The 14,924-nt window shown below is 62.2% G+C and carries 12 protein-coding genes and 1 pseudogene; 4 read left to right on the plus strand and 9 right to left on the minus strand.

Going from position 1 to position 14,924, the window contains the following annotated elements:
* The first annotated feature begins 118 nt into the window (after window positions 1-118).
* Window positions 119-2,599, plus strand: coding sequence for an FAD-dependent oxidoreductase (locus tag HDG37_RS35020; protein WP_184055653.1), 2,481 nt, complete (start codon window positions 119-121; stop codon window positions 2,597-2,599).
* A gap of 57 nt (window positions 2,600-2,656) precedes the next feature.
* On the opposite strand, the gene HDG37_RS35025 is transcribed toward HDG37_RS35020, so the two are convergent.
* The 6 genes from HDG37_RS35025 to HDG37_RS35050 form a co-directional block, all read right to left on the minus strand.
* Window positions 2,657-3,172: a BON domain-containing protein gene (locus HDG37_RS35025; protein WP_311541773.1), complete on the minus strand. Its 516-nt coding sequence runs from the start codon at window positions 3,170-3,172 to the stop codon at window positions 2,657-2,659.
* The gene (locus HDG37_RS35030) at window positions 3,064-4,584 is read right to left on the minus strand and encodes an aspartate aminotransferase family protein (protein ID WP_184055657.1); all 1,521 of its coding nucleotides are present in this window, start codon (window positions 4,582-4,584) and stop codon (window positions 3,064-3,066) included. The genes HDG37_RS35025 and HDG37_RS35030 overlap by 109 nt, the downstream gene beginning before the upstream one ends.
* Window positions 4,585-4,659: 75 nt before the next feature.
* Window positions 4,660-6,105, minus strand: coding sequence for an adenylate/guanylate cyclase domain-containing protein (locus HDG37_RS35035; protein ID WP_184055659.1), 1,446 nt, complete (start codon window positions 6,103-6,105; stop codon window positions 4,660-4,662).
* A gap of 118 nt (window positions 6,106-6,223) precedes the next feature.
* A complete protein-coding gene (locus HDG37_RS35040; protein WP_184055661.1) occupies window positions 6,224-9,526 on the minus strand; it encodes an adenylate/guanylate cyclase domain-containing protein in 3,303 nt (1,100 codons plus the stop codon).
* A 304-nt stretch (window positions 9,527-9,830) separates the two neighbouring features.
* Entirely contained in the window at window positions 9,831-10,778 is a 948-nt protein-coding gene (locus tag HDG37_RS35045) for a pseudouridine-5'-phosphate glycosidase (RefSeq protein ID WP_184055678.1), read from the minus strand.
* Window positions 10,779-10,840: 62 nt separating this feature from the next.
* Window positions 10,841-11,503, minus strand: a complete 663-nt coding sequence (locus tag HDG37_RS35050; RefSeq protein WP_184055663.1) for a dihydrofolate reductase family protein — start codon at window positions 11,501-11,503, stop codon at window positions 10,841-10,843.
* Window positions 11,504-11,767: 264 nt separating this feature from the next.
* Here HDG37_RS35050 and HDG37_RS35055 point away from each other — a divergent pair, with 264 nt between their 5' ends.
* The gene (locus tag HDG37_RS35055) at window positions 11,768-12,277 is read left to right on the plus strand and encodes a DUF1269 domain-containing protein (RefSeq protein ID WP_184055665.1); all 510 of its coding nucleotides are present in this window, start codon (window positions 11,768-11,770) and stop codon (window positions 12,275-12,277) included.
* A gap of 146 nt (window positions 12,278-12,423) precedes the next feature.
* A complete protein-coding gene (locus tag HDG37_RS35060; protein WP_184055667.1) occupies window positions 12,424-13,551 on the plus strand; it encodes an aminotransferase class V-fold PLP-dependent enzyme in 1,128 nt (375 codons plus the stop codon).
* Between the two features lie 202 nt (window positions 13,552-13,753).
* On the opposite strand, the pseudogene HDG37_RS39810 reads toward HDG37_RS35060, so the two are convergent.
* Window positions 13,754-13,891, minus strand: a pseudogene (locus HDG37_RS39810) (IS5/IS1182 family transposase); the annotation flags it as partial.
* On the opposite strand from HDG37_RS39810, the gene HDG37_RS35065 reads away from it, so the two are divergent.
* Window positions 13,890-14,150, plus strand: coding sequence for a hypothetical protein (locus HDG37_RS35065; RefSeq protein ID WP_184055669.1), 261 nt, complete (start codon window positions 13,890-13,892; stop codon window positions 14,148-14,150). The pseudogene HDG37_RS39810 and the gene HDG37_RS35065 overlap by 2 nt on opposite strands.
* Before the next feature lie 163 nt (window positions 14,151-14,313).
* Here HDG37_RS35065 and HDG37_RS35070 read toward each other — a convergent pair whose 3' ends face one another.
* Together HDG37_RS35070 and HDG37_RS38900 are read right to left on the minus strand one after the other, a co-directional pair.
* Window positions 14,314-14,712, minus strand: coding sequence for a VOC family protein (locus tag HDG37_RS35070; RefSeq protein WP_184055671.1), 399 nt, complete (start codon window positions 14,710-14,712; stop codon window positions 14,314-14,316).
* On the minus strand, window positions 14,684-14,924 hold a 241-nt coding region (locus HDG37_RS38900; protein WP_221312249.1), incomplete at its 5' end, for a hypothetical protein. The genes HDG37_RS38900 and HDG37_RS35070, both read right to left, overlap by 29 nt.

Raw genomic sequence — 14,924 nt, forward strand, 5'->3', positions numbered from 1 at the left:
ACAGGTTCCAGTCATGTGTCATCGGCCTATGGATGTTGTTTGTTGCGGCGTTTTGTTGCAGTCTATGCCAACAGTGTTTTCCACACATTGCCACACACTTCCACGGCGAGGTCCATCGATGTCCACGGAAATCCCAAGCCATGCTCGTGTCGTCATCATCGGCGGCGGCATCGTCGGTTGCTCGGTTGCCTGGCACCTGACGAAGCTCGGCTGGACCGACATCGTGCTGCTCGAACAGGGGTATCTGTCGTGCGGCACCACCTGGCATGCGGCCGGTCTCGTCGGGCAGTTGCGGGCGCAGGAAAGCATGACGAAACTGATCCGCTACTCGACGAAGCTTTACGCGGAGCTCGAGGCCGAGACGGGTCTCGCCACGGGCTGGAAGCAGTGCGGCTCGCTGTCGGTCGCGCGCACCGCCGAACGCATGACGCAACTGAAGCGCACTGCGGCCGTCGCCCGCGCCTACGGCGTTGCCTGCGAAGTCATCGGGCCGCGCGAGGCCGGCGAACTGTGGCCGGTGATGCGCACCGACGATCTGCTCGGCGCGGTCTGGCTGCCGGGCGACGGCAAGGCGAACCCGACTGATCTGACCCAGTCGCTCGCGCGTGGGGCACGCATACGCGGCGCACGTATCGTCGAAAACGTTCGCATCACCGCAGTGCAGACTCGCCCGACGCGTCAGGGCCGCGAGGCCTGCGGCGTCACATGGCGCCGCAAGGACGGCGCCGAAGGTACGCTGCACGCCGATATCGTCGTCAACTGCGCAGGCCAGTGGGCCAAGGCGGTCGGGCGGCTGTGCGGCGTCACGGTGCCGCTGCATTCGGCCGAGCACTACTACATCGTCACCGAGCCGATCGCCGGCGTGCATCGCGATCTGCCCGTGATGCGCGATCCGGACGGCTACATCTACTTCAAGGAGGAAGTGGGCGGCCTCGTGATGGGCGGCTTCGAGCCGAACGCGAAGCCGTGGGGCATGGCGGGCATCCCCGAGAACTTCGAGTTTCAGCTTCTGCCGGATGACTGGGACCAGTTCGAGATCCTGATGGAAAACGCGCTCGTGCGCGTGCCGGCGCTCGAAACCGCGCAGGTCAGGCAGTTCTATAACGGGCCCGAATCGTTCACGCCGGACAACAACTTCATCCTCGGTGAAGCGCCGGAACTGCGCCGCTTTTTCGTGGCCGCCGGGTTCAACTCGATGGGCATCGCGTCGGCGGGCGGCGCGGGCATGGCGCTCGCCGGGTGGATCGTCGCCGGCGAGCCGACCATCGACCTGTGGCCCGTCGACATCCGCCGCTTTGCGCGTTTCAATGGCAACGACACGTGGCTGCACGACCGTGTGAAGGAAACGCTCGGCCTGCATTACGCGATGCCGTGGCCCAACCGCGAGCTCGATACGGCGCGGCCGTTCCGGCGTTCGCCCTTGTATGCGCTGCTGCGCGACGACGGCGCGTGCTTCGGCAGCAAGATGGGCTGGGAGCGCGCAAACTTTTTCGCACCGAGCCCAGGCGTTGCGCGCATCGACTACGCGTTCGGCCAGCAGAACTGGCTGCCGTGGAGCGGCGCCGAGCACCGCGCGTGCCGCGAGCGGGTCGCCCTCTTCGACACGAGCTCGTTCGCGAAACTGCTGGTCAAGGGACGCGACGCCGAAGCGGTGCTGCAAGGCATCGTAGCGAATGACGTCGCCGTGCCGCCCGGCACCACCGTCTATACCGGTGTGCTGAACGAGCGCGGCAACTACGAATCGGACGTTACGCTGACTCGCCTCGCCGACGACCAATACCTGATCGTGACGGGCTCGGCGCAGGCAACGCGCGACCTCGATTATCTGGAGAAGGCGATCGCGCCCGAGCGCCACTGCGTGCTGGTCGATGTCACGAGTCAGTACGCCGTGCTCGCCGTGATGGGGCCGCACGCTCGCGCGCTGTTGCAAAGCGTGTCGAAGGCGGACTGGAGCAATGGGGCGTTCCCGTTCGGCCAGAGCCGCGAAGTCGACATCGGCTACGCGACGGTGCGGGCGACGCGCCTTACCTATGTAGGCGAGTTGGGCTGGGAGTTGTATGTGCCGGTCGAATTCGCGGTCGGCGTCTACGAGACCTTGCGCGCGGCTGGCGAGCCGTTCGGCCTCGTCAACGCCGGTTACTACGCGATCGAATCGCTACGGATCGAAAAAGGCTATCGGGCCTGGGGCCGCGAGCTTTCGCCGGATTGCAATCCCTTCGAGGCAGGCCTGGCGTTCGCCTGCAAGCTCGACCAGGACATCGCCTTCCGCGGTCGCGACGCCCTTCTGCGTCTGCGCGAGGCGCCGCTGCGCCGGCGTCTCGTTACCCTGACGGTCGACGGCGCCGCACATCTGATGCTGTGGGGTGGCGAAGCAATCTTGCGCGACGGCAAGCCGGTAGGGGCGGTAACCTCAGCCGCGTTTGGGCATACATTGCGATGTCCGGTTGCAATGGGTTTCGTGAACCGTGCCGATGGTGCCGCCGATGCCGCGTGGCTCACGCAAGGCCGCTATACGATCGACGTGGCGGGCGAACAGGTGATGGCAACCGTGCATCTCAGGGCGCCGTACGATCCGCGATCGGAACGCGTGAAGGGCTAAATGCAGCGAGCTGAGTAGAGCATCGTCTACGCCGAAGTGATGAAAATAACATCGAGCCTATCCGGCCGATGCCGCGAGACGTTGCTCAATGCTTGCTGCATCGCTCTTTCGCTCTGTCAATCTGTTCGTCACTGACTTGACTCCGAGCACTGATCTTGCTGCATTGCCAGCGCGCGAGATCTGCCAGCTTTCCGGCACCGATCCGGTGAGCGTGACGACGCCGTGGCTCGCCCTGATGTGAATCTCTGAATCATCCATATCCGGTACACGCCTGAGGGCGCGGCGAACGTCACGAACTATCGAAGTATCCGGCCTGGGTCGAGGCGGTGAGCCCGAGGCCGCCACCCTTTGTGCGACCGCGCCGGCCGTCGCGCTCATACCTTGTTGCGCGTTCGCATAGGCCGCGCCACTCGCGATGGCCGTAATTAACATTGCGCCGATTATTCTGCTCGCATTGCTTATGTTCATGCTGGCTCCTTTGGGTTCTGCCAACCTTGCAAAATCCGCTGTCCGTGTCGAACGATTTCTTTGACCAGCAGATCCAGGTCGTCCTTGCTGGTTCGGTGGTTGCATATCGCGACCCTGAGGCAATGCACGCCGTGCACCGTTGTGTCGGACAAGGCAGCGATGCCAGCTTCCTGAAGCTGCAACATGATCTCGATGTTAAGCGCCTTCAATGCTGCCTCTTCCATCTCCTCCGGTCGATATCTGAAGCATACGATGTTGATGTCGGTTGGCACGACTAACTCGAGGTGTCGCTCGGACTCGATGAGGTCGCTGAGGTAGCGAGCCTGCGCGATGTTCTGGTCGATCAGACGGCCGAACTTCTCGACTCCATGCTCTTTTAGAGCCATCCAGACTTTTAGCGCACGGAAACCTCTGGACGTCTGCAATCCATACTCGTAGAGCCAGGGGGCCGAAGCAATTCCGCGCGCTGTTGGTTGCAGATATTCCGGTGTCACCGCGAATGCGCCTCGATGCGCCGCAGCGTCGCGAACGAGGGCGCAGCCGACCTCAAACGGAGCGTGCAGCCACTTGTGAGGATCGAGGGCGATCGAATCAGCGCGTGCAATGCCCGCGACGCGATATGAATTGTCGGGTGCGATCGCAAGCAGCGCGCCGATGCATCCGTCTACGTGTAACCAGACGTCCTCTTCAGCGGCCAGATCCGCCAGCGCCATCAGATCGTCGATCGCACCTGTATTGACTGTCCCCGCAGTTGCGATCACGCAAGCAGGCTGAAATCCCGCTGACCGGTCCTCTGCGATCGCAATCCGCAGAGCGGCGGCGTCGATTCTCAGCGCCGCGTCTGTCGGGATCCGCCGCAACGCCGCGTTTCCCAGGCCTAGCGACTCCATCGCCTTACGATGGCAGCTATGCATCTGATCCGAGCCATAAAATCGCAACGGTCGGTCGATGGCGGCTACACCAAGCTCGCGCACGTCGACTCCAGCCTTCGCATTGCGGGCCACTGTCAAGGCAATGATATTTGCCATCGAGCCGCCGCTGACCAATGTGCCGCTGGCGGAAACTGGAAAGCCAACCATCTCCTTGCACCAGTTGACGACCTGCTGATCCATCAAAGCCGCCGCATGATTGCCGCCACCCAGGTTGGAACCCTGAATTGCCGCCAGGAAGTCTCCCAGTGCGCCGGTGAAGTTGCTTGCCCCCATATACCAGGACCAGAAGCGAGGATGTACGTTGCCCAGTGGATAGGGCATCAAATTCTCGCCAAGCTCGTGATAAATACTTTCCGCCGATGACGCCGAGTGTGGCAGCGCCTGCCCGAACAAGGCCTTGGCGCCCTCGGGCATGCTTCGCCACACTGGCCGGCTGCGCACGTCGCGCAGGTAGTCGACCGCATCGTCGACGATGCGGTGCGAGAGTGTCCGCAGCGCGGTCCAATCGTCCGGATCGAGCGTTTCCTCGGAACGCGGCTGAACGCCGTGCATAGGGAGCAAACCGGCTGCGTCGTTCTTCTCCATCACGGCACCTGTCGGGTTCAATGTTGAGCAAACAAGAATAGCCCCAGGAGGAGGCAGGATCGGCGCCGTAAGCCGTCACCACTCGGACACGATGCGATACACGCTTGCCCTGCCCTGGAGGCCGCGAAGCGGAGCCTCAAATTCGACGACAGTGCGGCCACCAAGGAGGTCGCGGACCCCAGGCGCACTATAGAGCGCTTCCGAAATGCAAATCTCCCCGGCGTCGGCGAGAGACTGCACGCGCGCGGCGACGTTGACGGCCTGGCCGAAATAATCGAGATTGTCGTTCAGTGTCACCGCAATCGACGGCCCGCAATGTGCCCCGATCTTCAGGATGATCGCCGGTTCTCCACGTTCGCGATTGAAGCGGCCGATTTCCTCCACGATACTCAACGACGCGCAAACTGCGTCCGTTGGTCGACAAAAGACGGCCATCACAGCGTCGCCAATCGTCTTTACGATAGCGCCGGAGTACCGTTGTGCGATCATCTCAAGCAAGGCGAAATGCTGTCTGACGAGGCCGTACGCATTCAGATCACCGATGCGTTCATACATGGCCGTCGAACCCTTGAGATCCGTGAAAACGAACGTCACCTGCCGAATCCCAAGGCCTTCCTTCTCGTCAACGTTCTCCGAGCGGAACAGGCGCCGGAAGGTTTGTCGTGCCACCAGCGCCCCTCCGGAGAGATACGGTTCGAATTCGAGCGGCGGCTTGATGGCCTGAGCAACGACCTCTGGAGGCCAATTGATCAAGAGCAGCGACCCGCGCGTGCTCCCGGTATTCCTTACTTGAATGACGACAGGACCAGGCGGCACAACGGAGAGCGCCGGGGCAAACCGTTGACCGTCATAACCGACCTGCAACAGTGTCGGCGAGGTAGCGGCCTCACCAGCGATCGGAACAATGAGAGCGGCTTGTGTCTCGACATTCACACCCGTCAAGGCACCGGGGCCAAGAACAGCCTGCAGGGTCGTCGTCGAACCTGGCGGCAGGAACGTGAGGCCGCGCACGAGCCCCCGCAAGAAGTCGAGAAACCGGACTTGCTGGCCGGCGAACCGACCGTCACCGTTAAATCGCAGTTTCCAGTGGAAATCTTCAACGGAAAGCGACTCGGGATCGTGGAACGTCAGCCTCCGAAGTTCGGGTGATATTGAAAACGTGACCTGGATGAAATCGTCGAGGTCGGTTTCGCCCGTAACGTCGCATAGCCCACAGACGTAATGGGTCTTGAGAGTGCGCAATGATCCGAAGCTGTGGAGGACCATTCCCGACTGCGGACAAAGAACGTCCCAGTTCATCTCGAACAATCCGTATCGCGCCGCATGAAGAAAGAGGTCAATGCATTCAGCCTCGCTTATGCCGCGATCTCGCGCAAACGCCAGCGGATTGACCCGGTAGACGGACAGCTCGTCGCCGCTCCTGATCAGAGTCTCGAGCTTGGAAATGACGCGCGGACTCCATGATCTCGCCTGCTCGATCGCGATCATTTTGCTCTCGAGAAGCCGATCGTCAATGTTCATCGTCGTGGCCAGGTCAACGGAAAACAGTCAGACACAACTGCCGTGTCATGTCGCTTTACCTTGGATTGCAAGATACGGTGATGGTTGGACGGCGTCAACAGGAGTGAGCGCGGCGACCCTATCCTCCTCTATCGGCTTCGCCCGCAAGCGCGGCCTCGATCGCCTGGAGCGCATAAAGGAAACCCAGGCCGCTGCCCTCCTGCCGTAGCCGCTGGAGTTCCTTCAGCGATGCCGGATCGCGATTGCCGGTTCCATACGAGACAAGCGCCCGTGCGCGCGCCACGAAAAATCCGGAAAAGGGCGATGGCTCGCGGCGAGCGTAGTCTTCAAGGGCCGCAGCATGGTGCGCGGCTGCATCCCAGCGTTTGCGGTCGATGCATGCATCTATCGCATCACGTCGAAACAGAAAGTGGTTGTGGCTCACCGCACCGGCCGCGAGCAAAGCTTCGCCTTCCGCGAGCGCCTGTGCGAAGACAACGGGGTCGTCCGTCGTGCGCGCGAGCACGCCGAGATAAGCGGGGCCCAGGTAGTTCATGCCGGTCTCCCGGCTGATCGACAGCGCCGCTTCGATATCGGCGCGCGCTTCGCGCGGACGGCCGGCGACCCGATGCAATTCCGCGCGAAACGCGAGCGCTTCACCTTCGAAGCGCCTTGATTTCAGCTCGCGCGCGCACTGTAGCGCAGGAGCGACGTGCTCCCACGCGCGATCCCACTCCGCGCGATCGTGCAGGCAGTGCCAGGCAGCGTGATGGGCGACGGCGAGTGCGCGGGGATGCCCCACCTTCTGCGCTGCGGCGACGCTGGCAAGCGCGGCGTCGAGTGCGCTCGCGGCTTCGCCGGTAAACCACGTCGTGATCGCCCGCATCGGAAGGTTGGCCACCTCGATCCGTCCGAAGCCATGGCATTGGCAGAGTTCGATGCAGCGGCTGAAGGCCGCGTGGGCGCTGATCATCCGGCCGCGCATGTACTCGCCATCGCCAAGGCCGCCGAGTGCGGCCGCCTCCTGTTCGGGATCGCACGCGTCGCGCGCGAGGGCAAGGCTGCGCCCGTGCTCACGTACGCAGCCGTCGATATCGCCGCGGGGAAAACACAGATTGCCGCGCAGGAAGTGAATGCGCGCCTCTTCGCGCAACAGGCCTTGGGAGGCTTCAGCGGCGGAGTCGAGGTCGGCCCATGCACCGTCGAGATCGTCGATGATCCGTTTCACCGTGGCCCGCCCGATCCATGCGCGGCACCGCTCCGCGTCCGTCGTCGCATATTCGAGGGCGATTTCGAATGCATGAAGTGCCGACTTCATGTCGCCCAGATCATGCAAGACGTTGCCATGTAGACACTCGAGTGCGGCGCGGTCGCTACGTTGGTCCGCGAGATCGAGCCCTCGTTCGACAAGCCGCAGCGCGGCTTCATGGCGGTGCCCCGACGCCTGCGAGCGCGCTGCTTCGCAATAGGCGAGCGCTGCCCCGGGTTCTCCCGCGCGATCGAGATGTTCGGCTCGCAGGACGAGGTCGCGCTCGCCGTACCACTGTGCGGCGCGACGATGCAAATCGCGGCGCCGGCTTTTCAGCAGCCCGTCATAAATTGCGTCGCGAATCAGTGCGTGATGGAAGATGAATCCGGTGCCTTGACGTCGTAACAGCAGACCGATCACAAGCGGTTCCAGCGCAACGCCGGCATCCGCATCGGCGCCAGCGCCATCGACGAGAAAATCGACCGCCTCCTTCTCGAACAACTGGCCGAGCACCGAGGCAGCCTGCAGCACTGTCTTATCGGCGGGATCAAGCCGATCGAGCCGTGCCTGTACGAGGCTTCGCACCGACCCCGGCACGCCGGTCCCTTCGCCGTCCTGCGCATCGTTCAGCAACTGCTCGAGAAACAGCGGATTGCCCGCCGCCCGTTCGATGCAGCGTCCCGCCAGACCTGCCTGCGTCCCGGGAAACGATCTGGCCATCGCATGCGCGTCGCCGGCGCTCAGCGGACCCAGATCGATCAGCGAATACGGTCCGCCGGTCGCCACGCGCCACGGCTGTTCACTCGAATCGCCGTGCGTCCGCACTGTCAGCACGAGTACGGCCGGACATCCCGCCATCGTTTCCGATAGTCCGGCGAGGTCGCGAAGCGTCGATTCGTCCGACCAGTGAATGTCCTCGACGACCAGTACCCGAGGTTGCTGGCGGCTCGCGCGTTGGACGAGCCGGGTCAGGGCGTTGCGTCGGCCGCGAACGCGCATTTCATTGTCCATGGCGTCGTAGACTGCCCGGTCCTCGAACCCCATCGGCAAATCGACCAGATCTTCGAGAAAGAGTGCGTCGCCAGCGTCGATCAAACCGCTGGCGAGCGCGTGCTCGACGCCAGTGGCACTCGCTCGGTCGGTTGAGCCGTCGGCTGCCAACAGGCCGCGCACGAGAGACCGGATTGCGCCACGTCCGGTTGACGCACCGAAGTCGAGCACGAGGCCAGTATGAGAAAGGAATCCTGACTCCCGCGCCTCGCGTTCGAATTCCTCGACCAGGCGTGTTTTGCCGATCCCGGCCTCACCGCGCAGCAGAACGGTGCGTCCGCCTCCGGTCTCGCGGCAGGAATGGAGCACGGCTCGAAATTGCCGCATCTCATGATGCCGGCCGACGAACGGCCGGCCCGGGCGTGAGCGCCGAAGGCCGGCAATACACCACGCCGTGACCGCTTGCGCGAAGCCTTTGACCGACAGCGCGCCGCGTTCGACACAGTCCAGGCGGTCAGCCAGCGGGCGTCGCACGCTTTCCGAGATCAGGATCGTCCCCGGCTCAGCCGCATCGGTGAGACGCGAGGCGAGGTTGACCGTGTCGCCGGTGACGGTGTATTCCCTGTGAGTCGGGCTACCGGAGCCGCTTGCGACGACTTCGCCGCCGGCTATGCCGATATGCACGCAGACCGGGCGGCCGAGCGCACGCGACAGGTCGGGCATCCCGTCCCTGATCGCGAGTGCCGCCCGCACGGCGCGTTCGACATCATTGCCATGCGAGACCGGCGCGCCGAATACTGCCATGACGCAGTCGCCGACGTGCTTGTCGACGTGCCCGCCATGCTGCTCGATGGTGCGGTCAACCTGCTCGAAGTAGCGATCGAGCACGGCGAGTACTTCCTCCGCGTCGACTTCACGGCTCATCCGCGTGAAGCCACACAGATCGGCGAACAGGACGGCGACCTGCCGTCGTTCGCCTTTCGCCTCGCCTGGGCTCGCGGCGCTATGCCGGGGCCCGGTTCGCGCCCGCAATTCAGTCAAGGCATCGAGCAGTTTGCGGCGATGACCGACCGACGCAATACCCAGTTCTTTCAGATCGTCCGCGGTGAGATCGCGAAGCACGTCGGCGTCGATGGCGTTCTCGCGAAACACCGGTTCATACCGCTCCATTCCGAGGCTGTGCAGCCACACGGCGACGTCCACGAGCCCTCCTGAGAGGAAGGTGTCGAATCCGTCAAAGATAGCACGGGGCTGGCTTCGTGCAGCCCTGCGCCCCGGGGCGGCGGCCGACGCATCGCTGCCGCCCATGGGCGCGGTTGTCGACCGGTGGAAAGCAGCGGAGAAGGTGCGTCTCGCGCATTGCCGATTGGACGCCTGGGACTTCCGCGAGGCAGATATCGACGAGCCAGCGCCTCATATAGCGGCCGGGCGAACAGCTTCGGCACTGGCTCGAAATCAGCGCGGTGGCCGTCAAGGAAATCACCAGCCGCGCGAAACCGCAGTGAGGCTACACCGCGCCTGTGCTGGGCTTTGAGCGTGCCAACGCTAGCGCCAGCCTTGCGCCGACCTCGGCGTTGTGTTTCACGAGCGCGATGTTTGTCGCCAGGCTGCGCCCGCCTGTCAACGCCTTGATGCGCGCCAGCAGGAAGGGGGTGACGGCCTTGCCGGTGATTCCTTGTGCAGCGGCCTCGTCGAGCGCCTGCTGGGTCAGCGCGTCGATCTCTTCGAACGACATCGCTGCGGCTTCCGGCACCGGAGTGCTCAACACCACACCGCCGTCGAGGCCCAGGTCCCACTTGGTGCGAATGAACCGTGCCTGTTCCGCCGCGTCGTCCAGCCTGAAGTCCGCGCGAAAGCCGCTGTCACGCGTGTAGAACGCCGCAAAATTGTCCTGTTCGCAACTGAGCACCGGCACGCCGTGGGTTTCCAGGTATTCCAATGTGAGCCCGATGTCCAGGATGGACTTCGCACCGGCACAGATCACCGCCACCGAGGTCTTCGCCAGTTCTTGCAGGTCGGCCGAGATGTCAAAGGTTTCATGCGCGCCTCGGTGTACGCCGCCAATGCCTCCGGTGACGAAGACCTCGATGCCGGCCAACGCCGCACATATCATCGTGCCAGCCACGGTCGTGGCGCCCAGCCCGCCGCCGGCCAGCACGGCCGGCAGGTCGCGGCGGCTGACCTTATGTACGTGGTCCGATCGGCCGATCGTTTCCAGCTCGTCATCCGAAAGGCCGATGTGGATTCGCCCATCGATCAGCGCAATAGTCGCCGGCTCGGCACCCGCGTCACGGATCAAGGCTTCCACTTCGCGCGCAGTGCGAACGTTCTCCGGGTAGGGCATGCCGTGGGCGATGATGGTCGATTCCAGCGCCACGAGCGGGCGACCGGAGGCCTGCGCAGCGGCCGCAGGCGCGCTCCAGGTCAACCAGGAGCGTGCAAGGTCAGCAACCATGTCGATCCTTTCGGTGGTGTGATTCACTGAAGTATGCGGTACAAGAGGCCTTCAGCGAGTGCTTAGGCGTCCGTGTGCCCCTGGCGCCTTAGGACGACATGCGTGGCCTTCTCCGACGCTACGAATTCAACGCATTCGTATCCCAGAGCCCGCAAGTCGACCCCTTCGAACAGCGATTCTCCCCGGCCGAGCAGGACCGGCGCGACGGCAATGTGCAGATCATCGATGAGGCCCTCGCGAAGATACTGCTGAATGGTGTCCGGCCCACCGCCAATCCGCACGTCCATTCCGGCAGCGGCCTCGCGTGCACGGTCGAGCGCCTCGCGAATACCTCCGGTTATGAAGTGGAACGTCGTGCCGCCTGCCATCTCGATGGGGGGACGAGCGTGATGGGTCAAGATGAAGACTGGAACGTGATACGGTGGATTGTCTCCCCACCAGCCTTTCCAGTTTGTGTCCGGCCAGTCCCCACGAATGGGTCCGAACATGTTCCGCCCAAGAATCCAGGCCCCGACATTCTGAAACCCACGGGCGGCGAAATCATCGTCAACCCCGGTCGTACCGCCGTCCTTGCCGAACAAGGCTTGCTGGAACGTGTGTGTTGGGACTAGCCACTGATGCAGTTCCGTCCCGCCAACGCCGAGCGGATTGTTGATGTCTTGATTCGGGCCTGCACCGTATCCGTCGAGCGAAATGGTGAAGCCCGCAACGCGAACGCGTGTCATCGTTTGCCTCCGTTTAGACGCCTAACGTAATGTGGACCGCAAACCTGCATGGTTTGCCGGAACTACGCGAAATAGTCTGGCAGCAGATTTTTGCTCAACCATATGTCTCCAGGAGAAGTTTTCCGAATTTGTAAGCTGGCATACAGCGGCGAGCATCCATCCAAACACGGCACGCACCTGCCCGGAGCCAACTTTTGCCTGCCGCAGGCGTACGATGAACGGCATAGTCCCGTTTGAGGACGGCTTGATTGACGGAGGGTCGAGATGAGACGTCTTTATTTCCTCGCATCTGACACGTCGACGGCGAAGGCGATCGTAGACGACTTGCTGCGGGCGCGGATCACATGGCGACATCTCCATGTTCTCGCGAATCACAGCGTCGCACTCGAACAGTTACCCGAGGCAACTTTGCTGCAGAGCAGCGACGTCGTGCACTCGCTCGAACGCGGCGTGGCGCTCGGCGGTGCGACCGGAGCGCTTGTCGGCCTCGTGGCGCTGGCGTTTCCTCCCGCGGAACTCGCTATTGCGGGCGGAGCCGTCATCTCATTGACGTTGGCGGGTGCCGGCTTCGGGGCCTGGACGGCCGCGATGATCGGCGTCGCCGAACCGAATGCACGACTCGAGCGCTTTCGGGACGCCATCCGTGGCGGCCAGCTCCTGATCATGGCTGACGTGCCTGGATCGCGCGAACAGGAGATCGAGCAGATGGTCGCGCAGCATTTTCCGAAGGCCGATATCGAGGGCGCGGAGCCCACGACACCGATCTTCCCCTGAGAAGCAGTCGGGAGGAGCCGAGCGGCGCCACCTTTGGGGCGACTGCGATCGAAGAAGGGCGAGGGCGTCTCGGCCGATACCGTTGCAGGCGGCTTTCGTTAGAATCAGTTTTCGATTCTTTTACCCGTCAATTACCGGAGGCGAGCGTGCCAGGTTTACTTCCCGATGTCGACCGCGAGGGACTCCTCGAATATTCGGTTGTCTACACCGACCGATCAATCAATCACATGTCGCAGCTCTTTCAAGGAGTCGTACGCGATATTTCCGGCGCCCTGAAAAAAGTCTACAACGCGAAGTCGGCCGTTATCGTCCCGGGCAGCGGGACTTTCGGCATGGAAGCCGTCGCCCGGCAGTTCGCGACGAACAGGAAGTGTCTGGTCATCCGCAACGGCTGGTTCAGCTTCCGCTGGTCGCAGATTTTCGACATGGGCGACATTCCGTCTGAATCGGTGGTGTTGAAGGCGCGTCCGGTCGAACGAGGTAGGCAGGCCGCATATGCACCGGCTCCGATCGAAGAAGTCGTCGCTGCGATCAAGGAAAACAAGCCGGATCTGGTCTTTGCGCCGCATGTCGAAACCGCATCCGGGATGATGCTGCCTGATGCCTACTTGCGCGCGGTGTCCGACGCGGTGCATGCCGTCGGCGGCATGTTTGTACTGGATTGCATCGCCTCCGGTACGATCTGGGTGGACATGCAGGCCAGCGGCATCGATGTCCTGATCAGCGCACCGCAAAAAGGATGGAGCGCGTCACCCTGCTGCGCAATGGTCATGCTCAGCCCTCTCGCCCGCGAAAGAATCGACGCCACGACCAGCACCAGTTTCGCTTGTGATCTTGGGAAATGGCTGCAGATCATGGAAGCCTACGAGAACGGCGGGTTCGCCTATCACGCCACGATGCCCACGGACAGTCTCGCGACGCTGCGCGACGTCATGAAGGAAACCGAGGCATATGGCTTCGAGAAAGTCAAAGCTGAGCAGCTTGAACTCGGCAAGCGCATTCGCTCGCTCATGAGTGACAAAGGTTTCAAAAGCGTGGCGGCTGAAGGTTTTCAGGCTCCTGGCGTCGTGGTCTGCTATACGGACGATGACGGCATACGATCCGGCAAGAAATTCGCCGATGCCGGCTTGCAGATCGCGGCCGGTGTTCCCCTTCAATGCGACGAGCCAGACGACTTCAAAACCTTCCGCGTCGGATTATTTGGCCTGGACAAACTGCATGACGTCGAAGGTGTGGTCGCCAGGCTCGCCAAGGCGTTGGACAGTATTCTTTAGAGCGTCTTTCCAAAGCACGTGCGCGTGGCTCGCTTTCGCGACCGGCCGCCGCACGGCGCCGCGGATGGTGCGACTGGCTGCGCACCATCCGGTTGCAAGTGGCTGTGCGACTGGTCTCCCGCGCGATACAGAAACCGTTCCAAAGAAGAATGATGGGCTAAGGTTCCGAATATATCGGGAAAAAGTGTCCTAAATTGAAAATAGCCATCCAGCGCAATGCATCAAACATGTCGCGCGGTTCATATTTGCGCTGGGGCGTGTCGACGTCCATTAGCGTCGGATACGGCGCCGCGAAACTTCATTTCTCATCCGACGCATCAGTCGGATATGGATATTGAATGGCAACTCACCCCCAAAAGCGATGTGTCGTGGTCATGTGGTCCGAGGAAAAGCAGGCACTGGTCTCCTATACGCTTGACGTTGAAAAGGTGCTGGCGGTTACCACGCGACAGTTTCCTTTAGAACTGCCGGTGGCCGACTACAACAATACGCTGGACGATGAGTTCGCGCGTCGGTTCGGCGGGGCGACGCTCAATCTTCTCGCTCTGTCAAATCCTGAACTGAGGCCGTTCATCAAGATTACCTCGGCTAACGACTGACTTGCTGAATGGAAGCCCTCGACGGGATCATCGGGGGTGACGAATGCCTCAGGAAGTCAACCGAATGTTAGGTTCACTGAACAGTAGCGGGCCCGATCCCGTCGACCGCTCGCGCCGCTTCGAAAATAGGCCGGTGTATAGCGTGTTCGGGGCTTTGCGAATGCTACGGAGTCACGGGATCGTGACAACAAACGCAAATCCTGTTTCCCTCCGGGTCTCGGAAGTACGCCCCGTAATAGTCCGGGTGATAGTGTGCTCGCAAGCCGGGAGGACCTTCGCAAGAACCTGAGTTTGCCAGCGCGCTGGCGTATGCGTTGTCGACTGAACGACGATCAGGCGCAAGCAATGCCACCATTTGACCGTTTCCGTGTTCTGCTGAGTTGCCATCATATGGCCTGCCGATAAGGAAGAGCGGGCGCGGCATACCCTCAGCCATCCAACCAGCCCACGGTTTATCTGGCTCGCAAAACTTCAGTCGATGTCCCAACTCGCTCATGACGGCCGAATAGAACTTCAACGCACGGTCAAAGTCATTAACCCCAACGAAAACATGCGAAATCATCCTGATCTGTTCCTGTTCGAGTTGCGATGTCTTTGCACGTTATCACGGCGGAGTTGCGCTCGACCTCTTGAACGCTCGCGAGCGTCGGGCGTGCGAGTGGAAACCTGGAAGCTTCGACTAAGGCTACTACAAGGGCTTCCCCATTGAGCGCAAGCACAAATGTGGTTTTCTGTTGTCGCAATGTTGCCTTGCCGACGTCGTGTGAGAAGGTG

This window comes from Paraburkholderia sp. MM5384-R2 (assembly GCF_014201025.1).
Taxonomy (GTDB): domain Bacteria; phylum Pseudomonadota; class Gammaproteobacteria; order Burkholderiales; family Burkholderiaceae; genus Paraburkholderia; species Paraburkholderia tuberum.

What these genes read in the sequence shown, in the direction of transcription:
- HDG37_RS35020 (WP_184055653.1), top strand. Translation starts at nt 119, where the DNA reads ATGTCCACGGAAATCCCAAGCCATGCTCGTGTCGTCATCATCGGCGGC.
- HDG37_RS35025 (WP_311541773.1), bottom strand. Translation starts at nt 3,172, where the DNA reads ATGCAACCACCGAACCAGCAAGGACGACCTGGATCTGCTGGTCAAAGA.
- HDG37_RS35030 (WP_184055657.1), bottom strand. Translation starts at nt 4,584, where the DNA reads ATGGAGAAGAACGACGCAGCCGGTTTGCTCCCTATGCACGGCGTTCAG.
- HDG37_RS35035 (WP_184055659.1), bottom strand. Translation starts at nt 6,105, where the DNA reads ATGAACATTGACGATCGGCTTCTCGAGAGCAAAATGATCGCGATCGAG.
- HDG37_RS35045 (WP_184055678.1), bottom strand. Translation starts at nt 10,778, where the DNA reads ATGGTTGCTGACCTTGCACGCTCCTGGTTGACCTGGAGCGCGCCTGCG.
- HDG37_RS35050 (WP_184055663.1), bottom strand. Translation starts at nt 11,503, where the DNA reads ATGACACGCGTTCGCGTTGCGGGCTTCACCATTTCGCTCGACGGATAC.
- HDG37_RS35055 (WP_184055665.1), top strand. Translation starts at nt 11,768, where the DNA reads ATGAGACGTCTTTATTTCCTCGCATCTGACACGTCGACGGCGAAGGCG.
- HDG37_RS35065 (WP_184055669.1), top strand. Translation starts at nt 13,890, where the DNA reads ATGGCAACTCACCCCCAAAAGCGATGTGTCGTGGTCATGTGGTCCGAG.
- HDG37_RS35070 (WP_184055671.1), bottom strand. Translation starts at nt 14,712, where the DNA reads ATGATTTCGCATGTTTTCGTTGGGGTTAATGACTTTGACCGTGCGTTG.